General features: G+C 69.4%; 19 protein-coding genes. 13 read left to right on the forward strand and 6 right to left on the reverse strand.

The window, feature by feature from the left end; translation table 11 throughout:
* The first annotated feature begins 42 nt into the window (after positions 1 to 42).
* The 8 genes from BM109_RS40845 (at position 43) to BM109_RS21705 (ending at position 4,635) form a co-directional block, all read left to right on the forward strand.
* Positions 43 to 312 carry a hypothetical protein gene (locus tag BM109_RS40845; RefSeq protein ID WP_143129229.1) on the forward strand — a complete coding sequence of 90 codons (270 nt, stop codon included), beginning with the start codon at positions 43 to 45 and terminating at the stop codon, positions 310 to 312.
* Complete coding sequence (locus BM109_RS40850; RefSeq protein ID WP_218159404.1) at positions 309 to 734, forward strand: type II toxin-antitoxin system PemK/MazF family toxin; 426 nt, start codon at positions 309 to 311, stop codon at positions 732 to 734. The genes BM109_RS40845 and BM109_RS40850 overlap by 4 nt, the downstream gene beginning before the upstream one ends.
* Before the next feature lie 113 nt (positions 735 to 847).
* Positions 848 to 1,267: a hypothetical protein gene (locus tag BM109_RS21680; protein WP_093346917.1), complete on the forward strand. Its 420-nt coding sequence runs from the start codon at positions 848 to 850 to the stop codon at positions 1,265 to 1,267.
* An 83-nt stretch (positions 1,268 to 1,350) separates the two neighbouring features.
* Positions 1,351 to 1,818 (forward strand): antitoxin PaaA2 family protein, encoded by a 468-nt coding sequence (locus tag BM109_RS21685; RefSeq protein ID WP_093346920.1) that lies wholly within the window; start codon positions 1,351 to 1,353, stop codon positions 1,816 to 1,818.
* Positions 1,815 to 2,111 carry a type II toxin-antitoxin system RelE/ParE family toxin gene (locus BM109_RS21690; RefSeq protein WP_093346923.1) on the forward strand — a complete coding sequence of 99 codons (297 nt, stop codon included), beginning with the start codon at positions 1,815 to 1,817 and terminating at the stop codon, positions 2,109 to 2,111. The genes BM109_RS21685 and BM109_RS21690 overlap by 4 nt, the downstream gene beginning before the upstream one ends.
* Positions 2,112 to 2,293: 182 nt before the next feature.
* The gene (locus tag BM109_RS21695) at positions 2,294 to 2,590 is read left to right on the forward strand and encodes an iron uptake protein (protein ID WP_093346926.1); all 297 of its coding nucleotides are present in this window, start codon (positions 2,294 to 2,296) and stop codon (positions 2,588 to 2,590) included.
* A gap of 40 nt (positions 2,591 to 2,630) precedes the next feature.
* Positions 2,631 to 4,304, forward strand: coding sequence for a PepSY-associated TM helix domain-containing protein (locus BM109_RS21700; protein ID WP_093346929.1), 1,674 nt, complete (start codon positions 2,631 to 2,633; stop codon positions 4,302 to 4,304).
* Complete coding sequence (locus BM109_RS21705; RefSeq protein ID WP_256222701.1) at positions 4,297 to 4,635, forward strand: DUF3325 domain-containing protein; 339 nt, start codon at positions 4,297 to 4,299, stop codon at positions 4,633 to 4,635. Before BM109_RS21700 ends, BM109_RS21705 begins: the two co-directional genes overlap by 8 nt.
* Here the strand turns inward: BM109_RS21705 and BM109_RS21710 are convergent.
* The gene (locus BM109_RS21710) at positions 4,556 to 5,434 is read right to left on the reverse strand and encodes a helix-turn-helix transcriptional regulator (RefSeq protein WP_093346936.1); all 879 of its coding nucleotides are present in this window, start codon (positions 5,432 to 5,434) and stop codon (positions 4,556 to 4,558) included. The two genes, BM109_RS21705 and BM109_RS21710, sit on opposite strands and share 80 nt — an antisense overlap.
* Before the next feature lie 109 nt (positions 5,435 to 5,543).
* Here BM109_RS21710 and BM109_RS21715 point away from each other — a divergent pair, with 109 nt between their 5' ends.
* Positions 5,544 to 7,157, forward strand: a complete 1,614-nt coding sequence (locus BM109_RS21715; RefSeq protein ID WP_218159405.1) for an MFS transporter — start codon at positions 5,544 to 5,546, stop codon at positions 7,155 to 7,157.
* Here the strand turns inward: BM109_RS21715 and BM109_RS21720 are convergent.
* Positions 7,105 to 8,634 (reverse strand): esterase-like activity of phytase family protein, encoded by a 1,530-nt coding sequence (locus tag BM109_RS21720; protein ID WP_093346939.1) that lies wholly within the window; start codon positions 8,632 to 8,634, stop codon positions 7,105 to 7,107. The genes BM109_RS21715 and BM109_RS21720 overlap by 53 nt on opposite strands.
* Positions 8,635 to 8,654: 20 nt before the next feature.
* A complete protein-coding gene (locus tag BM109_RS21725; RefSeq protein ID WP_093346943.1) occupies positions 8,655 to 10,892 on the reverse strand; it encodes a metallophosphoesterase in 2,238 nt (745 codons plus the stop codon).
* 252 nt (positions 10,893 to 11,144) lie between these two features.
* Between BM109_RS21725 and BM109_RS21730 the strand changes: the two genes are divergently transcribed.
* Together BM109_RS21730 and BM109_RS21735 are read left to right on the forward strand one after the other, a co-directional pair.
* Positions 11,145 to 11,705 carry a hypothetical protein gene (locus BM109_RS21730; protein WP_057594117.1) on the forward strand — a complete coding sequence of 187 codons (561 nt, stop codon included), beginning with the start codon at positions 11,145 to 11,147 and terminating at the stop codon, positions 11,703 to 11,705.
* On the forward strand, positions 11,702 to 12,907 hold the full coding sequence (locus BM109_RS21735) for a PrsW family intramembrane metalloprotease (protein ID WP_256222702.1): 1,206 nt from the start codon (positions 11,702 to 11,704) through the stop codon (positions 12,905 to 12,907). Before BM109_RS21730 ends, BM109_RS21735 begins: the two co-directional genes overlap by 4 nt.
* A 24-nt stretch (positions 12,908 to 12,931) precedes the next feature.
* Here the strand turns inward: BM109_RS21735 and BM109_RS21740 are convergent, their stop codons facing one another.
* A complete protein-coding gene (locus BM109_RS21740) occupies positions 12,932 to 13,840 on the reverse strand; it encodes a LysR family transcriptional regulator (protein ID WP_093346945.1) in 909 nt (302 codons plus the stop codon).
* Between the two features lie 117 nt (positions 13,841 to 13,957).
* Between BM109_RS21740 and BM109_RS21745 the strand changes: the two genes are divergently transcribed.
* Both BM109_RS21745 and BM109_RS21750 read left to right on the forward strand, forming a co-directional pair.
* Positions 13,958 to 14,791 (forward strand): hypothetical protein, encoded by an 834-nt coding sequence (locus BM109_RS21745; protein WP_093346948.1) that lies wholly within the window; start codon positions 13,958 to 13,960, stop codon positions 14,789 to 14,791.
* A gap of 2 nt (positions 14,792 to 14,793) precedes the next feature.
* Entirely contained in the window at positions 14,794 to 15,780 is a 987-nt protein-coding gene (locus BM109_RS21750) for a Bug family tripartite tricarboxylate transporter substrate binding protein (RefSeq protein ID WP_093346951.1), read from the forward strand.
* Between the two features lie 57 nt (positions 15,781 to 15,837).
* Here the strand turns inward: BM109_RS21750 and BM109_RS21755 are convergent, their stop codons facing one another.
* Both BM109_RS21755 and BM109_RS21760 read right to left on the reverse strand, forming a co-directional pair.
* Entirely contained in the window at positions 15,838 to 16,368 is a 531-nt protein-coding gene (locus BM109_RS21755) for a hypothetical protein (RefSeq protein WP_093346953.1), read from the reverse strand.
* Between the two features lie 43 nt (positions 16,369 to 16,411).
* A complete protein-coding gene (locus BM109_RS21760) occupies positions 16,412 to 20,755 on the reverse strand; it encodes an RHS repeat-associated core domain-containing protein (protein ID WP_093346956.1) in 4,344 nt (1,447 codons plus the stop codon).
* Positions 20,756 to 20,779: the final 24 nt, after the last annotated feature.

Raw genomic sequence — 20,779 nt, forward strand, 5'->3', positions numbered from 1 at the left:
ATGCATATAAAATATGCATCCTGTACCCATCTCGGAGGCCCCATGCCCGCCACCACCAACCAACAATCGCTGAAGCTGAACTTCAAGGATGACACGCTGACCACTGTGTCGAGAGATGCATTGCGGGCGCTGGCCAAGAAGTTGGGCTTCAACGAAACCCAGACGGTCTTGTACGCCCTTGCCAGGCTGCGAGACGAAGTCTTCATCGAACAGGACAGAGAGCGTCTGGTTCCGCTCACGAAGACGCAGCATCAGGCCATCGCGCAGGCCGAGCCGAAGAAAAAAGGCAAGGTCATCGACTCGCTGCTGTGAGCGGGCTCTACTGGAAACCCCGGCCGCGGCTCGGGGACATCGTCGAATGCTGCTTTCCGCAGCAGGTGGGAGTTCCCGGTCCCAAGAACCGTCCGGCATTGGTGCTCCAGATCGAAGAGGCGAACGATGACCCGAGCGGCTCGGTGGTGGTGGTCGCTTATGCCACTTCCCAGAACACCTCGATGGTGTATCCGGGAGAGTTCGTCATCGAGGCCAGCGAAAAGACGGGCCTGACCAAGGCAACCAAGTTCGATCTGGTCAACCATCATCGCCTGCCCTTCGATGACGTCTGGTTCGCCCCTGTGCCCGGAAAGACGCCGAGGTATCCGCGGCGCGGGCGGCTCGACCTGCAGGATGGGGTCGTGAAGCGAAAGCTGCAGTCGGCCATTCTGGAAGCCAGGAGCCAACCCAAGGGCTTCTGAGACGGCGATCGCACCCAACGCGGTGGCCCGCCGAAGCACCTTCGCAATGTCTGCATGAACGGCTACAGTCCGCCTCGGCCCCGGCAAGCGCCGCGAGGTCGCGGAGGATCCCGATGCTCCCTATCGTCGTCGCGCTCGCTGCCACCGTCGTCCTGCTGGTCTGGATGGGCTTCTTCATGATGGGCTCGTTGCCCTTGCTCGTGCTCAAGCACGACACGCCGCTGGACGGACGCTTCATCCGGGGCCTGTTCAACGTCTACTACGTGGCGGTGATCCTGACGGCGAGCGCCGCGGCGCTCAGCTATGTCTGGTCGGGCAAGCTCGTCTTCGCATTCGGGGCCGCAGTCATCGGAGGGCTCGCCTTCGCCCTGCGGGGCTGGATCATCATCCCGCGCATGGACGCGCTGCGCGGCACGATCCCGGGCGTCGACGCCTCGATCGTCGCGTTCCGCAAGCTGCACATCGCGGGGATGCTGGTGAACGTCGCACAGCTGGCGATGGTGGCCTGGGCGCTGACGCAATTGAAGATGTGACGGGGGCCTCGAACCGGCGCCGCGATTTGCACGATTTCAACAAGTCTTGCACAATGGACGTTGTTTGACTGCAAGGAGGCACCATGCAGAGCATGACCCTGGAGCAACTCCGCACGGCCTCCGAAGCCGGCGGTGTTTCGAGCGTGACGCTCAAAGGGCAGGGGGGCGCGTTTCTCGTCCAGATCGCCACGCGCAACGGCGACGGCGCCGTTCTGGCGAAGGCCCGCAGCACCGAGCCGCGCCGCTTCGGAAATCCGGCCACCGCACTGAGCGTGCTGCGCGACCTGGGCATCACCGTCGGGCAGTTCGATGCCAGCGAGTGGAATCCGGCCGAGCGCGAGCCCGTGGAGCGTTCCACCGACAACCGTGCGCAGGCCCTGCGCAAGGCGCACGAAGCCGCTGCCTACAACGAGTGGCTGGCAGCGGAAATCCAGGAGGCCGTCGACGACCCCCGGCCGAATCTTTCGCACGATGAAGTGATGGCCCTCATCGAGGCCGACATCGCGGCCCCGACGGCCGGACGAAAGCCCGCCGCGAAGAAACGCGCATGACGCCTTGCCGCATCGAGTGGCGGCCGAAGGCGGTCGACGATCTGCGTGCCATCGTTCGCTACATCGGCAAGGACAACCCGGCGCGGGCACGCAGCTTCGGCCAGGAGTTGCGCGACAAGACCCTGCCCCTTGCGCAACACCCCGAACTCGGCCGAAGTGGAAGGCCCGGTCTGCCGAGCCACGTGCGCGAGCTGGTCGTGCACCGGAACTACATCGTGTTCTATCGCGTGCTGCGCGAAGCGCGCATCGTCGAGATCCTGCGCGTCAAGCACGCGGCGCAGCAGACCCCTTGACTGCCGCTTCGAATCGAATGCCCTTCGGATCGTGACGAGATCGGGCCCGCCCGAACCTGCTTGATAGAATGAGAACGACTATCAATTGCCTCGAACAGCCGCGCATGCGGGCCCACTGAAACGAGGCTGGCATCGGCAAGGCATCACGCCTGCCGCCGTCATCCATCCCGTCGAAGAAAGCCATGGCCCAGAACGCTGTCCCCGCCCTGCAGATCGTCTCCCGCATCGGCGCCGCCGTGCTCGGCGGCTATGCGTTCTCTTGGGGCTTCGTCGCGCTCGGCATTGGGTTGCTGTTCGCCGCGGGCATGCCGTTCCACGACGCGGAGTCGCTCGCCAGCATGCTGGCCTTCCTGGTGTTCCTGGTCGCGTTCCTCTGGGCGTTCTCGGCCGCCAACATCAAGCGCGTGTGGCTGGTGCTGGCCGGCGGCGGCCTGTCGATGACGGCGGCGGCTTCCCTGGTGCAGCGGGCGCTGCTCTGACCCGACCCGACCCGAACCATTCCCGCGAGGAGAGACTTCCGTGTTCCAGAACTTCCGCCTCTCGATGGCCTGGCTCCACACCTGGTTCGGGCTGGTGCTCGGCTTCGTGCTGATGGTCGTGTTCTTCTTCGGCTCGCTGTCGGTGTTCGACCGCGAGATCGACCGCTGGGCGATCCCCGAGACGCGCTTCGAGCCGCAGCGCATGCCCTCGTTCGACCAGGTGCTGCTGCCGCTGTTCAAGGAGGTGAAGCCCGCCCCCGCCAACATCGAGCAGGCGCGCTCGCGCGTGAACGGCCCGATGGCGACGAGCTTCGAGCCCAAGCAGTGGCTGGCCTACACCACGCACCGCGACCCGGTGCTGAGCATCTATTCGGGCTTCATCCTGCCCAATGCCAAGGACCCCGAAGACGCGGTCTGGGGCTACGCCACCATCGACCCGCGCACCGGCAAGACGCTGTCGGAAGACCGCCTGAAGATCGGCAGCGACTTCTTCTATCCGCTGCACTACAGCCTGCACATCAACTGGCTGAACCTCGGCACCTGGATCGTCGGCTTCGCGGCGCTGGTGATGCTGATCGCGCTGGTGAGCGGCGTGGTGATGCACCGCAAGATCTTCCGCGAGCTGTTCACCTTCCGTCCGGCCAAGCACGTGCAGCGCAGCGCGCTCGACCTGCACAACCTCACGGGCGTGGTCGCGCTGCCCTTCCATTTCATCTTCGCGCTGTCGGGGCTGGTGGTGTTCGCGGGCGTCTATTTCCCTGTCAGCCACACCCAGCTCGAGCCGCTGCACGAACTGCACGAGAAGCTCGAGGCCCAGGAGACCGGCCTGCCGCACGACCGCGCGGGCACGCCGGGCACGCTGGCCTCGGTCGACGCGATGGTGGCCGAGGCCCAGCGCCGCTGGGCCAGCCGCGGCATGGCGGGCGAGGTCGGCATGCTCAACGTGCAGCACGTGAACGATGCCAACGCCTACGTCAGCGTCTACCGCGCGGGCACCGACCGGGTCACGCTCACGGGCGAGGGCATCCACTTCAACGGCGCGACCGGCGAAGTGATCCGCGAGGATCCGGCGCCCACGGTGGTCGCGGGCATCAAGGACTTCCTGACCGGGCTGCACCTGCAGCACTTCAGGCACTGGCTGCTGCGCTGGTTCTACGTGCTGGGCGGGCTGGCCGGCTGCGCCTGCATCGCCACCGGCTTCATCTTCTTCGTCGAGAAGCGCAAGCGCCAGCATGCGAAGCAGGGCCTGCAGGGCGCGCGCTGGGTCGATGCCTTCGCGGTCGCGACGGTGCCGGGCCTGCTGATCGCGACCTTCTCCATGCTGGTCGCCAACCGCCTGCTGCCGGCCGAGCTGCCGCTGCGCGGCAACTGGGAGATCGGTGTCTTCGCGGGCGCCTGGCTGGTCTCGCTGCTCCATGGCCTGTGGCGCACCGCGCCCACGGCGCAGGGCCGTCTCGCACCGGCCTGGGCCGAACAGTGCTGGGCCGTGGCGCTGCTGGGCGTGGCCGCGGTGCTGCTGAACTGGATCACCACGGGCGACCACCTGCTGCGCACCATCGGCAGCGGCTACTGGCCGGTGGCGGGCGTCGACCTGTCGGTGCTCGCGGCGGTCTCGCTGGCCGTGGTGGCCGCGCGCAGGCTGCGGCGCCGTGCCGCCGCGACTGCCGTTACCACCGTGTCGGCGTCGAACGGATCGGCGGTGGCCCGTGTCTGAGGCCCTGATGCTCGCGGCCGCGCTGGCCGCCAACCTCGTGGGCGCGGGCCTGTTCGCGCTGTCGATGGACGTGCACTGGGAGCAGGCGCGCCCCGGCACGGCCTACCCGGTGCGCATGGCGCGCGTGTTGCGCGTGCTGGGTGCCGCCTGCCTGGTGGTGTCGTTGCTGCTGTGCCTGCGCGTCGACCATGTCTCGATGGCCTCGCTGGTCTGGTTCATGGCGCTCGCGGGTGCCGCGCTCGCCGTGACCTTCACGCTGAGCTGGCGACCGCGCTGGCTGGCGCCGCTGGTGGCGTGGATTCCCGCGCGGCCGGCAACGAGCTCTCGCTGAGCGGCCCGGCGCCGTCCTCGAAGTACACCACCATGCGCAGGTGGCGGTACTCGTCCACCGTCAGCGCCTCGTGTTCGAAGGCCACGCGCCGGCCCTCGGCCAGCAGGGCCGAGATGCCGCGCGAGGGCTGCGGATCGCGCGGCGTGTCCCACCAGCGCCGGAAGTCGGGCGACAGCCGCCGCAACTGATCGACCAGCTCCAGCATCGCGGGATCGTCGGGCGCGACCGCGAGCTCGCGGCGAAACGCGGCCAGCAGGCGCGGCGCATCCTCCTTCCAGTCCGGCAAGCGCCGGCGCAGCTCGGGATCGGCGAAGGCCAGGCGCAGGAAGTTGCGCTGCGCGGGCTCCCGGCCCGAGAAGCCGAACAACCGGTCGGCCGCGGCATTCCACGCGACCACGTCCCAGCGCAGGTTGGTGACGTAGGCGGGGCGCGCGACCAGCTCGTCCATCAGGCGTTGCACCAGCGGAGGGATGCTCGGCCAGTGATGGGCCTCGGCCGAGGGCGGCCGCTGCTGCGCGAGCAGAAACAGGTGGCAGCACTCGGCATCGTCGAGCCGCAGGATCTTGCCGATGCGCAGCAGGAAGGCTTCCGAGACACCGATCTCGCGGCCCTGTTCGAACCATGTGTACCAGGTGATGCCCACGCCCGCGAGCGCCGCCACCTCCTCGCGGCGCAGGCCCGGCGTGCGGCGCCGTCCGCCGCTGGGCAGGCCCACGTCCGCGGGCGCGAGCCGCTCGCGATGGGCGCGCAGGAAGGCCGAGAGTTCGGTGCGCGTGCGGTCGAGCGATCTAGACGCCATGGCGCACCGCGCTTCGTATTGCTGCCAGTAATAGCATGAGAGGAAATATTGTCCTGTTGCCGCTCCGTTCCCAGAATGATCGCTCCTTCATCATTCAGGAGTGGCTCGCATGGCTTTCGGTCTCAAGAAGCACAACGGCAACAGCGTTGCGACAACGCCGCCGGCGCGCGCGGGCCTGGCCCAATGGGCCGGCCTCGCCATGCTCGCGCTGCCCACGATGCTGCTCGGGCTCGACGTGACGCTGCTCTACCTCGCGCTGCCCAAGCTGGCCGAGGACCTGCAGCCCAGCGCCACGCAGGCGCTGTGGATCATGGATGCCTACGGCTTCATGATCGCGGGCTTCCTGGTCACGATGGGCGCGCTGGGCGATGCGATCGGGCGCCGCCGCCTGTTGCTGATCGGCGCCGCGGCCTTCGCCGTCACCTCGGTGCTGGCCGCGTTCGCGCCCAGCGCCAACCTGCTGATCGCCGCGCGGGCCCTGCTCGGCATCGCGGGCGCGGCGCTGATGCCCTCCACGCTGGCGCTGATCCGCAACATGTTCCTCGATGCGCGCCAGCGCGCGCTGGCGATCGGCGTGTGGGCCACCATGTTCGCCTTCGGCATGGCCGCGGGGCCGCTGGTCGGCGGCCTGCTGCTCGCGCACTTCTGGTGGGGCTCGGCCTTCCTGGTGGCGATTCCCGTGGTGCTGCTGCTGTGGATCGGCGGGCCGCTGCTGCTGCCCGAATACCGGGCACCGGAACGCGCGCGCCTCGACCTCGCGAGCGTCGCGCTGTCGCTGGCGGCGATCCTGCCGCTGGTCTACGTGGTCAAGCAGAGCGCGAAGAGCGGCTGGGGCATTGCCACCACGCTGGCGCTGCTGCTCGGCATCGCCTGCGCGATCGCGTTCGTGCGGCGCCAGCGCAGACTCGCGAATCCGCTGCTCGACATCGGGCTGTTCGCCGACCGCAGCTTCAGCGTCGCACTCGGTGTGCTGCTGGTCGGGCTGACCGGCGTCGGCGGCGCGTTGCTGCTGGTCACGCAGTACCTGCAGCTCGTGATCGGCCTGCCGCCGGTGACGGCCGGCCTGTGGATGGCGCCGCCCGCGCTCGCGATGCTGGTGGCCGGCATCGGCGCGCCGCTGGTCGCGCGGCGCGTGCGCCCGGGTTTCGTGATGGCCGCGTCGCTCGCGCTGTCGGCGCTGGGCCATGGCCTGCTCGCGCTGCTGCCCGTGCTGCCGGCAACGCAGGGCCTGGGCTGGGCGGTGGCCGGCTATTCGCTGATCTACCTGGGACTGGGAACGCTGGCCGCGCTGGGCACCGACCTCGTGATCGGCGCGGCGCCGGCCGCCCATGCGGGCTCGGCCTCGGCGTTGTCGGAAACGGTGCAGGAACTCGGCGTCGCACTCGGCGTGGCGATCTTCGGCAGCCTGACGACCGTGGTCTATCGCGCAGGCGTCGCCGAGCACCTGCCGCGCGGGTTGCCCGAACAGGCCGCCCGCGCGGTGGAAGAGGGCCTCTGGACCGCGACCTCGCTCGCGCAAAGCCTGCCCGCGGGCCTGCTCGACGAGGCCCGGCACGCCTTCGTGGCCGGGCTCGGCGTGTCGTCCGCCGTGGCGGCCGTGGGGATCGCGGCCCTGGCCGTGGTGTCGGCCGTGGCGCTGCGGCGCATCGCGATCCCCGCGCCGCGCGCGCTCAAGCCTTCGCGGGCGGCAGCGCCAGCGGCTTCGGCAGCCGGATGCGGATGAACTCGTTGCCGTCCACCTTGTTCGGCAGGCGCGAGGGCGAGCCGCCGGGGTAGTTGTTGTCGTTCACCAGCATCAGCGTCTGCGCGTCGGCGATCGTCACCACCTCCACGCACTCCATCGGGAACGCGAAGACGCCGTCGATGGTGGCATCGCCGCCCAGGCCCTTCGGGTCCCTCAGCGCCATCAGGTCGACGATCTCCTCCTTCTTGAGGTAACCGCTGCTGTCGACCTGCGCGAGGTCGATCCTGTAGACGCGCTTGAAGCGCGCCGCGTTGCGCCAGGTGCCCGAGGCCGGGAACTTGCCGCTGCGCACATCGCCCGCGCCGCTGTCCTTCTCGACCACGAGGAACTCGGTGTCGTTGATCGCGACCATGTCGTTGACGCTGTAGACCTCGGTCTCGAGGTTGCCGTCGCCGTTGATGCGCTGGCCGGTGCTGACCTTGTAGGCGTAGACGCGCGGCTCGAAGTTCTGCGAGGCCAGGTCGAACACGCTGATGATGCGGCGTTGCGCGTTGTCGCCGTTCATCTCCTTCTCGTACATCGCATAGAGCTTGGTGCGGCTGGCGTTGATCGCCATGCTTTCCAGGCCGCCCGAACCGCCGAGGTTGGCCACCGAGGTGTTCGACTGGATGTACGGGTTGTTCGGCGTCTGCACCAGCGGATTGCCGCCGATCTTCGCGAGGTTGGGCATCTGCACCTCGCGTGCGACCAGCCGGCCCTGGCGGTCGAACTTCAGCAGGAAGGGACCGAACTCGTCGCCGATCCAGAAGTTGCCCTGCGCATCGACCTGCAGCGACTCGGGGTCGATGTCGTAGCCGGTCAGCAGGCGGCCCGAGACGATCGCCGGGTCCACGGCCAGCGTCTGGCCGGCCGGCGACACCGAGGCGCCGGGATAGTTGACCATGTCGGCCACGGCCGGATAGCCGAGGTTGCGATAGGGGTCGCTCAGGCGGATGTAGCTCTGCTCGCTGAAGGACGCGAGCGTCTCGCCGGTCTGGAAGTTGGCCGGGATCACCTGGCCCTTGGCCCAGTCGAACTTCACCGCGTAGATGTGCAGCAGGGCATCGGGCGAGGCGGCGCGGCCGCCGAAGCCGTTGTCCTGCATCGCGTAGAAGACGCCCGGCATGCCGCTGGGCACCAGCGCCGAGAAGCCCTGCATTGGCTGCTTGCCCTGGAAGGGCAGGGTGTAGCCATAGGTGTCCTTGGCGCGCGTGTAGTCGCCGCCCGAGATGAACTGGCCCGAGGTCGGGCCGGCCACGTAGCTGTCGGCCGGCAGCACGGCGCGGCCGGTCAGCGTGGGGGCGGTGACCTCGGGTTCTGCCACCGGCGCGGGTGCCGGTGCGGGAGCCGGGGCCGGCGCGGGTGCCGGCACGAAGGGGAAGCCGCCACTGCTTCCGCCGCCGCCGCAACCGGCCAGCAGCGCGCCGCCCGCGCCGAGCAGCAGGCCGCGGCGCTGGATGTTGTTCTTCGATGTCATGTCTGGGTCTTCGCTGCGATTCAGAAGGGCGCCGGTGCCGACGTCATGTCGGTCAGCTTGTTGGTCTGCAGATCGATCACGAAATGCTGCGTCGGCGCGCCGCGGGCGAGCTTCAGCAGGATCTGCATCAGCGGCTTGAAGCGCGCCTGGAACACCGCATGGGCCGGGTTGTCGTTCATCACCTGCTGGCTGCCGTTGAGCGTCAGCGCGGTGTTGGTGCCTTCGAGGGCCTGGGCGATCAGCTTGTACTGGCGCGCGCGGTCGGCCGGGATGTCGGTGAACGCGAGGTCGCCGGCATTGGCCAGGCGCACGAAGTCGCCAGCCAGGTCGATCGCCTTCCACTGGTTGAAGTCCTCCAGCCGCATGCCGTTGGCACCCGCGAGCGCGCGCGCCCTGGCTTCCGCATCCGCGTAGTCCTTGGCATAGGCCGCCTGCTGCGCGCTGCCGTCGCCGCCGGCGTCGCCCAGGCACGAGAAGAAGGCGCTGCTCAGCAGGCCGCGGTTGCCGGTGTTGCCCAGTTGCTTGAGCGTGACCTTGGTCTGCAGCTGCGACAGCACCAGCAGGTCGGAGCCGTAGATCGGGCTCTTCACCAGCTCGCGCATCTCGCAGCGCCAGTCGTCGTTGAGCAGCCGCAGGCGCACCAGCTCCGACATGTAGCGCGTGCTGAACTCGCCGTAGCTCTTCGCGTCGAGCACGGTCCGGTCCCACAGCACGCCGTTGCTGCCGCCCGGCAGCCGGCCCGGGAAGTCGGTGAAGAAGCGGTGTTCCTCGCGGTAGAGGTCGAACAGCTCGTCGAAGCGCGCCACGTTGTCCAGGCGCACGGTCTGCACGTCGATGTGCGTCGCGTCCTTGAAGGTCAGCAGCTTGTAGGCCGGCACGTAGGCGGCCATCGACGGTGCCTGGATGTTCACCAGGCCATGGCCGTCGTCGTAGTTGCGCACGGCGGTGTCGTTGAAGTGCATGTGGCCGCCCACGTGCACCTGCAGGCCGGTGTCGGCCAGTGCCTTGGTCACGTCCTCGGCGGGACGGCGCACCATCTGCATCTTGCCCGCGCCGAGCAGCGCGATGATGTCGTCGGAGGCGCCGTTGAAGAACTCGCTCATCGGGAAGTGGCTGAAGGCCACGACCTGCTTGCCCTGCTTCTTGCCGCGTGCCACCACGTCCTTGAGCCACGCGATCACGTGCGGCTTGTGGGTCAGCATCTTGTTGTAGCCGGCGTCGCCCGAGCCGTTGAAGTCGTTGGGGCCGGTGCCGGTGGGCACGTAGACGTTGGCATCGATGCCCACGAGCCACAGGCCTTCGACCGGCTCGACCAGGTAGCTGGTGTCGGGCACGTCATGGCAGAAGGTGTAGCCGTCCTTCTTGTAGGTGCCGCCCGCGCCCTGCGCGCAGATCTCGAAGGTGCGCTTGCTCCAGGCCGCCTGTTCCTTCGCCTTCGCGAAGTCGTAGTTCTGGTAGCTGTAGCTGCTGTAGGGCGTCTCGAAATAGCGGTAGCCGGCCTTGGGCATCAGGCCGTGCTGGTCGAGCGCCTCGGTGATGCCCGCGTAGCCCTGTTCCTTGACTTCCTCGGTGCAGTAGCTGCTGTTGACCTTGGCCCATTCGCCGCTGTAGTTGGACGCCGCGCAGTCGCCGTTGCCGCCGCGGCTGTAGATCGGCTGGGGCGCGCCGACGCGGTTGGTCGTGGGGTCGATGCCCAGGTAATCGGCCTTGCCGCCCGCGCGCTCGAGCGGCTTGTTCGGGTCGTGGTTGCCGGGGGCCGCGAAGAACTGGATGCCGTGCTTGTTCGCATAGTCGTCCAGCACCTTCTTCAGGCCGCGCATGTGCACCGGTTGTCCGTCGTCCGAGAAGTCGCCGGGCAGCGCGATCAGCTTCACGCCGCGCGCCACCGCGTCGTCGAGCGCGGTGATGAAGGCGAAGTAGTTCTCGTTGAACAGGCGCGTCGAGGTCATCTGCGCATGCATCAGGCGGATCGTCGCGTTGCGGCCCGACTTCTGATTGAACACGCCGGGGAACGAACCGTCCTTGAAGTTGGCGTAGACGTCGTGGAAGTGGATGTCGGGCATGAACGCGACCTGCACCGGCGGCGCGGATTCGGCCGGCGGGGGCGTGGTCTGGCCGGGGTTGGAGCCCGAGGGCGGCAGCGGGAAGAAGCCGGCGTTCTGGTTGTCGCTGCCGCCGCAGGCGGACAGCAGCAGCACCGCTGCGGCGACGGCGATCGTCGAGGTCGCGCGCGCAGTGCGAGGAAGGGAAAAAATCATGAAAAAAGATCCGCGAAAAAGGTGACGAAACGCCCGCCGCCCCTGCGAAGGGGCCGGCGGGCGCGGGGCGGATCATGCGGGGGTCGTATGACCTCCCGGTGGCAGATGCATGACATAGGACGACTGACCGCACACTGACGCCGAAGTGAAAAGTTCGCATCGGATGCGCGCCGCTTCGCGGGCCCTCGCCGCGCCGCGCCGGCCGCGCGCCAGGCGGAATCGCCCCCGCCGCGCCATGGCACCATCGCCCCCATGCACGAGCCCTCCCGCCGCATCCCCTACCGCACCTGGCCGGGCGCCCTCGCGGTCTTCCTCGCCATCGCCGCCTATGTCGGCGGCCTGATCTTCTGGGACCGCCACACGCCCGGCGCGCGTCCGCTGCCGGCCGGCGAGACCGTGTCGGTCGGCCATGCGCGCTTCGAGCCCGCGCGCGGCTGGCAGATGGACGTGGCGCGCTCCAAGGCCGGGCGCTCGCTGATGCTGTTCAAGGGCAACCACAAGTTCCTCGTGACCACGCTGCCCTGGGCCGGCGGGCCCGACGGTCCGCTGGTGCGCCAGCAGCGGCTGATGGAGCGCGGCCAGGGCCTGAGCATCGAGGGCGACGTGTCCGACTTCGTCACCATGTGGGGCCTGCAGGGCAAGACCTTCGCCTACTACGGCAGCAAGATCGCCGGGCGCTTCTGGCAGGTGGTGGACCAGCGCCGCAAGTCGCTGGTGCAGATCGACGTCTACGGCGGCAGCGACGGCCTCGACGAGGCCATGGCCGACGCGCGCAGCATGCTCGAGTCGATGGACCTGGAGGCGCCGCTGTGAGCCACGACACCACCATCACCACCACCGCCTTCGACAGCGACGAGTCGCCGTGGCCGGTCGGCACCGACTCCTTCTTCCAGCCGCGCCGCGCCGCCTTCTGGCTGCTGAGCGCGCTGATCGTCAACGGCCTGTTCTACACCGTGCAGATGTTCTCGATGGGCTTTCGCGTGGTGCCCATCACGGCCTTCCTGGGGCTCGTGGTGTGGGGCCTCTACACGCTGGCCTTCCTGCTGGTGTTCCGCACGCTCGACCTGCTCGAGCAGCATCCGCCCGAGGCCTTCGTGCTGGCCTTCGCCTGGGGCGGCATGGGCGCCGTGTACTTCGCGGCGCCGGCCAACATCGCGATCCAGAGCCTGTGCGCCAAGCTGATCTCGCCCGAATTCGTGGCGGCCTGGGGGCCCGCGGTCGCGGGACCGATCACCGAGGAATTCCTCAAGCTCGCGGGCGTGGTGCTGCTGGTGCTGGTGGCGCGCAACCAGTTCCAGACCTATCTGTCGGTGCTCATCGTCGGCGCCATGGCGGGGCTCGGTTTCCAGGTGGTCGAGAACCTGACCTACACCGTCAATGCCTCGATGCGCTTCCCGCTCGAGAACCAGGTCTACCCGGTGCTGCTGAACCTGCTCACGCGCGGACTCATGAGCGGGCTGTGGAGCCACGCGGCCTACACCGCCATCGCCTCCTTCGGCGTCGCCTGGTTCCTGCTGCATCCCGAGCGGCGGCTGGTCACGCGCATCGGCGCCGCCGTGCTGTGCTTCGTGCTGGCCTGGGCCATGCACTTCGTCTGGAACTCGCCGCTGCTCGAGGACTACTTCGACGGCGGCTATGGCGAGATGGCGCTGCTGCTGCTGGTCAAGGGCATCCCGGTGCTGATCGCGGCCTGGCTGTTCTGGCGCGAGGCCGCGCGCGAGAACGGTGCCTACCTGCACGCGCTCGCGGCCTACTTCGTGCCCGAGCGCGAACTGATCCGCGACGACGAGTGGGTGCGCCTGGGCCAGCCGCTGGCACGCTGGCGCGTGCGCCGCGAAATGGGCCGGGCCTTCGGCGCCAGGGCGCGGCGGCTCAAGACGCGGCTGCAGCGCGAGCAGCTGCGGCTGATCCGGCTCGCGGGCACCTATGGGCGCGGGCCGCAGACGCTGGCGAGCGAGCTGGCGGTGCGGAGGATCCGGGCGGCGCTCGATCCGTTGATACAGGCGCCGCGCTGAGGCCGGGGCCTGCCCCGGAACCGCTCAAAGCCCCATCAACGCCTGCAATAGCATCCGGCTCGCCGGCGCCGGCTCGGCCAGCGCGGGCACCGCCAGGTAGCTGACCCGATGCGCCCAGGGCTCGTCGAGCGGCACGAAGGCCAGGTTCGGAAACTTCGCCTGCTGCTCCAGGCTGGCCTGGGGCAGCAGCCCGATGCCGAGGCCGCACTGCACCATGCGGCTGGCCGAGTCCATGCCCTTGACCTGGATGCGCGTGCGCAACCGAACGCCGTGCCGCAGCGCTTCCTTGGCCACGCGGCTCGCGAGCGCGGTGCCGGGCGGCAGCTCCACCCACTCCTCCTTCAGCAACTGCTCGAAGCGCAGGCGCTTGCGTTTCGCGAGCCGGTGGTTCATGGGCAGGATCACGACCAGTTGCTCGGTGCGGTAGGGCTGCAGCTTGAGGCCCGGGATGTCGCCCTCGGCGACGAACACGCCGACGTCGGCCTTGCGCTGCAGCAGCAGCTCGACGATCTCCGCGCTCGTGTGCTCGGCCAGCTCGATCTTGATGCCCGGGTGCTGCTGCAGGAACAGCGCGAGGTCCTGCGGCAGGTGCTGCACGATGGCCGAGATCGAGGCGACGAGCTGGATGCGGCCCGACACGCCGGCCTGCAGGTTCTGCAGCTCTGCATCGAGGGTGTCGACGTCCTCCATCATCGCGCGCGCATAGCGCGCGATCGACAGGCCCGCCGCGGTCAGGCCGGCGCCGCGCGCGGTGCGGTGCAGCAGCTCGACGCCCATCGCGTTCTCGAGTTGCGTGATGCGGCGGCTCGCGGCCGAGGGCACGATGTGCAGCGTGGCGGCCGCGCGCGACAGGCTGCCTTCGTGCTCGATCGCCGCGACGAGCTTCAGGGTGGCGAGGTTCAGATGGTCGAGCAGGGGGCGTCGGGGTTTCATGGTGGGCTGCGAGCAGCGTTGCCGCAATGGCAACGCTGCCGTGAATTAATGTCGCTGGGCTTGTGGCGGGGACTGCGTCAGCATGCGGACTATTCCAACAAGGAGACGAGTTCTTCCATGCAGCAGATTCTGAACCTGCGCGATCTCACGATGATCGAGCGCACCCATGCCCGCGGCGGCAAGTTCCGCTACCACCCGCTGCTGTCCGGCCGCGATGGCAGCGCGGGCAACTTCTTCCTCCAGCTCTCGAACACCTTCAACGACTTCGACTCGCCGCGCCATCGCCACAACTTCGACCAGGTGCGCGTGCAGCTCGAGGGCGACGCCGACTTCGCGCGCGACGGCGTCATGAAGCCGGGAATGATCGGCTACTTCCCCGAGGGCGTGTTCTACGGCCCGCAGAGCATCGCGGGCGAGTCGCTCACCCTGGTGCTGCAGTTCGGCGGCGCGAGCCGCAGCGGCTACGTGTCGGAGGCGGCGTTCCAGCGCGGCATCGCCGAACTGAAGAAGAACGGGCGCTTCGAGGCCGGTGTCTACAAGGTCGACAAGCCCGAGGGCGGCACGCGCAACCAGGATGCCTACGAAGCCGTCTGGGAGCACATCAACGGCCGCGAGCTGCGCTATCCCGAGAGCCGCTACGACAAGCCGATCTTCATTCGCCCCGCTGCCGCGCAATGGCTGGGCGATGCGCAGCGGCCCGGCGTGTCGCGCAAGCACCTGGGCAGCTTCTCCGAGGCGCGGACCGTGCTGTCGCTGATCGCGCTCGAGGCGGGCCGGAGCATCGAGGTGCCGCCGAACACCATCGTGTTCGTGCTGGCCGGCAAGGGTCACGCGGATGAAGGCAAGCGCGACTGGGAAGCGCGGTCTTCGCTCTACAGCGGCGAGGCGGCCAGCGCGATGACGGCCGATGCCGCGAGCGAGCTGCTGCAGATCGAGCTGCCGAGGCTGTGAGCATGCGCGACCTTCAGTCCGGCGGCCGACGCCGTCGCATCGTGCTGGGGCTCGGTGCGGCTCTTGCGGCATCGCCGCTGCCGCGCGCATGGGCTGCCGAGGAATTCCCATCGCGCCCGATCTCGATGGTGGTCCCGTTTCCGCCGGGCGGCGGTTTCGACACCATCGCGCGGCCCTTCGCGGAGCGGCTCGGCCAGCTGCTCGGACGCGCGGTGGTCGTGGACAACCGCCCGGGCAGTGGCGGCAACATGGGCACCGACTTCGTCGCGCGCGCGCCGGCCGACGGCCACACGCTGCTGTTCGCCAACGACTACCTCGCGACCAACCCGAGCGTGAACCGCAACACGCGCTTCGATCCGCTCAAGGACTTCGCGCCCGTGAGCATGGTCGGCAGCACGCAGGTGGTGATGGCCGTGCGGCCCGACTTCCCCGCGAAGAATTTCGAGGAGCTGGTCGCGCTATCGAAAAAGCGCTCGCTGAGCTACGGCACGCCGGGCGCGGGCACCTCTCCGCACCTGGTGGGCGAGTACCTCTCGACCATCTCGCCGCTGCAGTCGCTGCACGTGCCCTACAAGGGCACGGCGCCGGCGGTCAACGATGCGATGGGCGGGCAGATCGACATGGTCTATGCCACCTCGCCCTCGGTCGCGAGCCAGATCGCGGCCGGGCGGCTGCGCGGCATCGCGGTGTTCGGCGCGCAGCGCAGCACGCAGCTGCCCGAGGTGCCCACGCTCAGGGAGATCGGCGGGCCCTCGGTCGACTACGAGGTTTGGTACTGCCTGCTGGCACCGGCCGGCGTGCCGGCCTCCGTGCTCGCGACGATCCGCTCCGCCACGCGCAAGGCCCTCGATGCCGAGCTGGCCGCGCGGCTGGCGCGCCTGGGCTATGCGGTGAAATCCAGCGAGCCCGAGGCGGTCACGCAGGCGATCCGGCAGGGGCTGGAGCGCTGGAGGGACGTGGTCGCGCGGGCGAAGATCGCGATCGACTAGGCGCGACCTCTCTCGACGCCGGCGGGCGGATCAGGCGGATCAGGCGGATCAGGCGGATCAGGACACGGACGACTTGTCGCCCTCGTACTCGGCGGCCACGGCCTCGAAGGCCTGCGTCATGGTCCGCGCCAGCGCGTCCACCGACACTTCGACGACCCGGATCCCGGGCTGCTGCGGCGTCTCCCGCGAAGGCGTTTCGCAGCTCAGGTACACGCCGTGCGCGGTGGGGATCAGGAAGCTCATCACCCGCAGCGTGACGTCCCCGAACTGGAGGAAGGCCCAGAGGTCCGGCAAGTCGCCGGGATCGGGCGATGGCTCCGGCGCGTCGGCGAGTATCCGGTGGATGTCCACGGGTCCGCGGTCGCCGAAGATGTCCGCCCTGGGCTGGAAGCGGGCCGGGTTGCGGAAGCTCTTCAGGGTCCTGTGCAGCGTGAAGAGGAAGCTGGGCACGTAGACGCCGTTGTCGGTCGCGGTCACGTGCGTGCCGGCCGCGTGGATGTCCACCTGCCGCATCGCGAAGCTCTCGGGGTCCTTGGGCGCGATGTCGAACTGCAGGGTCTCCCGGGTACCGAAGATGTGTGCGGGCATGGTGGTGCGATTGTCCTTGAAGCCGTCGGTTCGAGGCGCGCCGCTAGGCGCGGCACACGGGCACGGTCGACGCGAAGCGGCGCCGCGCGGCATTGATGCGCAGGTGGTCGACCGTGCCGTGCAGCGAGACGCCGTTGTCGGAACCGGCCCAGTGGAAGATCCGCGCGCCCGAGTCCTGGAACTGGTGCACGTTGCCTTGGCTGTCGCGGGCATAGCGCACGCTGCGATCGCCAGGGTAGGAGCGGCTGCTCTCGAACAGTTCGCGATGGTTGGCGGGCAGCACGCTCTTGCCCGTGTTGTAGCGATCGGTTCCGCGGCCGGGCGAGCGCATGTTGGGATCGTGATGGCCAGGGTTCTCGTAGTGGTCGAACTTGCCGTCGTCGCCGGTGACGCGCGCGAGGATGGGGCGCCCGTGCTGGCCCGTTTCGTTGATCTCCCAATAGGGGATTCTTTCGCCGCCCACCAGCCCCAGCGGATCGATGCCCAGCAGCGGGTTCTCGGCATAGCGCACGAGGTTCTCGCCCGCGCCCAGGCGCAGCGGATCGAGCGAGACGAACTGGCCGCTGCGGGGATCGAAGTAGCGGTGGCGGTTGTAGTGAAGCCCGGTCTCCTGGTCGAAGTACTGGCCCTGGAAGCGCAGCGGATTGCCGACCTCCTCGCACTGCAGCGCGCGGATCGCGCCCCAGGCCGCATGGCTCGCCGACCAGACCGTGCGGCCTTGCCCGTCCGTGAGGCGGGTCGGACAGCCGTTCGGATCGACGTGGTAGTGGAAGACCGCGCTCCGGACGCCGTCGTGCTCGACGAGGGCGAGCGGCACGAAGGTGGATGGATAGTGCACGTACTCGCGCGCCGTCAGGTAGCGCGCGTCGTTCGTTCCGGAGGCCGCCGAGGAACGGCGCGCGCCCGCCAGTTGGAGCACGGGATTCGACGGCAGGGCCGGCGGTGGCCGCGGCGCGTCGTTGTCCTCGGTCAGCTCGCCCAGCAGGGTGTTCCCGTCCCAGAAGAACCACGTGGTGCGCTGAGGACCGCGCTTGAAGACGCGCCGGCCGACCGGGTCGTAGCCATAGCGGGTGACAGCCGTTCCCCTGCGGCTCTCGACCAGCCGGTGGTTGGCATCCCAGACGAGCTGCAGCGCGTCCCCGGCCGGCATGCCATCGTGCATCTGCACGAGGTCGCCCGCGCGGTCGAACACGTAGTGGGTGCCGTCGAGGCTGCCCTCGCGCGTCCAGTGCACGGCCTCGGGGTCGTTCTCGCCGCCGGCAACGCGGGCCCGCGGCGCCTGCCGCACGCGCGTGTGCAGCCGGTCGCCGGCCGGATCGTGCAGGAAGCGCTGGATCCGGCCCTGCGGGTCCGCATGTTCGAGCAACTGGCCGAGCGCGTCGTAGCGGTAGAGATCGGTCCCCTGCCGGCTGTCGGCGCGGCACTCGAGGTTGCCGGCGCCGTCGTAGTCGTAGCGCGTGTCGAACACCGGACCCGCATCCTCGAGCAGGCGCTGCGCGGTCAGCAGGTCGCGCTCGTCGTAGGCGAAGCGGCGCTCCAGCCCCGTTCCCAAGCGCTCGCTCAGCGTGCGGCCCAGCGCGTCGCGCGTCATGGCGATCAGCGGGTCGTCGTCGATCGTCATGCCCTGCAGCTGGTTGCCCAGGTCGAACGCATAGCGCAGGCGATGGCCCGCGCTCGTCTCGCGCAGGATCCGATGGCCGACCTCGTCGTAGCGGTAGCTCGCGCGAAAGCCGCCCTGGCGCTCCTCGAGCAGGTTGCCGACGGCATCGAAGCGACGCCGCACGTGCATCGCGTCGTTGCGCATCTCCACCAGCTGGCCGAGGCGGTCGTAGACGAAATGCTCCTGGCGCTGGCGCCCCGCCTGCAGCGGATCGTCGAAGGTCTTGCGCGTGATGCGGCCCATCGCGTCGCACGCGAAGGCCACGCGCTGTCCCAGCGCGTCGACGGTGGCGCTCAGGCGGCCCGCGCCGTCGTAGACATAGCGGCGCGACTGGTTCCAGTAGTCCACCTCCTCGACGATCCGGCCGAGCGCGTCGCGCCGCAGCGCATAGCGCTCGCCGCGCTGGTTGGTCAGCCCGACCAGCCGTTCCTCGGTGTCGTAGTGGTAGCGCACCGCCTGGCCGTCGGGCTGCACGCGCGCGGCGAGGCTTCCGGTCCCGAAGTACTGCATGCGCGTGCGCGCGCCTGCTTCGTCGACGTAGAGCAGCAGTTGATCCTCGGCGTCGTAGGCGCAGGCGGCATGTCCGCCCCCGGGGCGCTCGATGCGCAGCGTGCGCCCCTTGGCATCGTGGTGGTAGTGCGTCGTGCGCCCGAGCGCGTCGCGCTGCGCCTTCAGCCGACCCAGCACGTCGTGTTCGAAGCGGGTGCGCGCGCCCAGCGGATGGGTCAGCACGAGAAGCCGTCCGTGCCGGTCGTACTGGAGCTGCGTGACGGCGCCGCGCGCATCGACATGGCGCACGAGCTGTCCGTGCGCGTCGTGCTCGAAGCGCGTGACCGCGCCGCGGGGATCGCGCTGGTTCGCCAGCAGGCCGCGTTCGTCGTAGCCCTGCGACCAGCGCTGGCCGTTCGGGTCGACGACCGCGAGCACGCGATCCTCGTCGTCGAATTCGTTGCGGATCGTGCTGCCGTCGGGCCAGCGCGTGCTTTGCAGGTTGCCGTGCGCGTCGTAGACGAACGCGGTGCGCAGCCCCTCGGGCCGTGTCACGGCCACTGTGCGGCCCGAGTCGTCGTACTCGAAGGTGGTCACGCCGTCGAGCGGGTCGATCTCCGCGAGCGGCAGCCCGGATTCGTCGAACTTGACCACCGTGAGATGACCGAGCGAGTCGGTCGCCTCCGTCTGCCGCAATGCCTCGTCGTAGGCGAAGCGGTAGTCCTGCAGGCCGCCGTCGCCCCAGGCATGCGCCACCCGCCACCGGTCGTCGTAGGCGTAGTGAAAGCTCAGGCCCAGGCGATCCGTGTGGCGGACCATGCGGTGCTGCAGGTAAGCGAACTCGCGTGCCGCGCCGAGCGCGTCGATGGCCGCCACGAGATCGCCGCCGGCATGGCGATAGCTCACCAGCGGATGTTCCAGCCCGGTGAGCGGGTCGCGCAGCGCCATCGCCTCGATGCGGCCGCCGCCGGACCGCACTTCGATGCTGCGCCCCGGCTGCCCGTGCGCGCCGCTCTCGACGATGCGCACCAGCGCGCCGCCCTCGTCGCGCACGAAGCGCCAGCCGTTGCCGCAGGCATCCTCGATGCACGCGATCGGCAGCGCCGCCGCCCGCAGTTCGTCCGCCGGCGAGAGGGCATCGTCGAAGTGCAGGCGCAGCCCGTCCTTGAATCGCACCGTCAGGCGCATGCCCTGCCGCTCGAGGCGCGCGCCGTCCACCAGGTCGCGCACCGGCTCGCGCTCGGACCGGGGCAGGGAGGGGAAGAGCGCGCAGCTCTCCGGCCCGTGCAGGCTCAGCAGGCCGTCGGGTTCGGCCACGAGGCGCAGGTCCGCCGGCGTCTGCCAGCCCCGGCCGCAGTGGCCCGCGAAGTCGTGGTCGCGCGATGCGTAGGCGCGGGTCCAGGTCAGCGGCAGGCGCCCGGGAACGTGGAAGTCCTCGTGCGTCACGCAGACGCTGCCGTCGCGGATGTCCACGGGCTCGGCGCGCAGCACCCGGCACTTGAGGAAGCCCGGCGGCATGTTCTTGAACACGCGCCGCGCGATGCGCGTGTAGGCGCGGCCCAGCGCCTTGAACAGGCCGCGCTGGATCATCGCGCCCCAGGAGATGGTGGGCGGTCCGCCGACGAACACCTGCGGCGGGATCGCCACGTTGAAGGTGGTCGGCAGCATCAGGCTCAGGCGCACGGGCTTGACCAGCTTGCGCGGACGAAACGGCGGCACCAGGCCGACGATGTTGCAGCCGAGCACCGGCATCGTGATGCGCGAGAACGGATCGCCATCGGCGAGCACGGTGCGGCTGCCCATGAACAGCTCGTCGTCGAACTGCGGGCCGCCCGGCCCCTTGATGATTGGCATCGGCGCGCCGACCAGGATGTGGAAGTCCACGCCGCCGGTGCCGGCGTTGGCGCGCCGCACGCCGGCCACCTCGACGGTGGCGCCGAGCGGCAGCGAGATGCTCTCGGGCATCGCGCCCTCGGCCGGCGGCGCGCCGGGCGGCGCCGGTATCTCAGGCGACGCCGTACCTTCGCCGATGGCGTTCTTGGCGGCCTCGGTCGCCGTGCCGAGCGCGCCCAGTCCCTTGACGATCGGGTTGTCGGGCGACACCTGGATGGTCGGCAGGTAGTCGAACGGGTCCATCACGATGCCGATGTGCACCGTGGGCCACACGCCGGGCGGCGCCAGGTAGGTGTGGGCATCGATGCCCAGCTGCGGATCGAAATGCTTGGCCGCGAAGAACACGTGCTTTCCTTGTGGCGTGAGGAG

It is taken from the genome of Variovorax sp. PDC80, assembly GCF_900115375.1.
GTDB lineage: Bacteria > Pseudomonadota > Gammaproteobacteria > Burkholderiales > Burkholderiaceae_C > Variovorax.

Bases quoted from the DNA above. Each gene is read 5' to 3' on its own strand.
- BM109_RS40845 (WP_143129229.1), top strand. From the start codon at position 43: ATGCCCGCCACCACCAACCAACAATCGCTGAAGCTGAACTTCAAGGAT.
- BM109_RS21680 (WP_093346917.1), top strand. From the start codon at position 848: ATGCTCCCTATCGTCGTCGCGCTCGCTGCCACCGTCGTCCTGCTGGTC.
- BM109_RS21685 (WP_093346920.1), top strand. From the start codon at position 1,351: ATGCAGAGCATGACCCTGGAGCAACTCCGCACGGCCTCCGAAGCCGGC.
- BM109_RS21690 (WP_093346923.1), top strand. From the start codon at position 1,815: ATGACGCCTTGCCGCATCGAGTGGCGGCCGAAGGCGGTCGACGATCTG.
- BM109_RS21695 (WP_093346926.1), top strand. From the start codon at position 2,294: ATGGCCCAGAACGCTGTCCCCGCCCTGCAGATCGTCTCCCGCATCGGC.
- BM109_RS21710 (WP_093346936.1), bottom strand. From the start codon at position 5,434: ATGGCGTCTAGATCGCTCGACCGCACGCGCACCGAACTCTCGGCCTTC.
- BM109_RS21715 (WP_218159405.1), top strand. From the start codon at position 5,544: ATGGCTTTCGGTCTCAAGAAGCACAACGGCAACAGCGTTGCGACAACG.
- BM109_RS21720 (WP_093346939.1), bottom strand. From the start codon at position 8,634: ATGACATCGAAGAACAACATCCAGCGCCGCGGCCTGCTGCTCGGCGCG.
- BM109_RS21725 (WP_093346943.1), bottom strand. From the start codon at position 10,892: ATGATTTTTTCCCTTCCTCGCACTGCGCGCGCGACCTCGACGATCGCC.
- BM109_RS21730 (WP_057594117.1), top strand. From the start codon at position 11,145: ATGCACGAGCCCTCCCGCCGCATCCCCTACCGCACCTGGCCGGGCGCC.
- BM109_RS21740 (WP_093346945.1), bottom strand. From the start codon at position 13,840: ATGAAACCCCGACGCCCCCTGCTCGACCATCTGAACCTCGCCACCCTG.
- BM109_RS21745 (WP_093346948.1), top strand. From the start codon at position 13,958: ATGCAGCAGATTCTGAACCTGCGCGATCTCACGATGATCGAGCGCACC.
- BM109_RS21750 (WP_093346951.1), top strand. From the start codon at position 14,794: ATGCGCGACCTTCAGTCCGGCGGCCGACGCCGTCGCATCGTGCTGGGG.
- BM109_RS21755 (WP_093346953.1), bottom strand. From the start codon at position 16,368: ATGCCCGCACACATCTTCGGTACCCGGGAGACCCTGCAGTTCGACATC.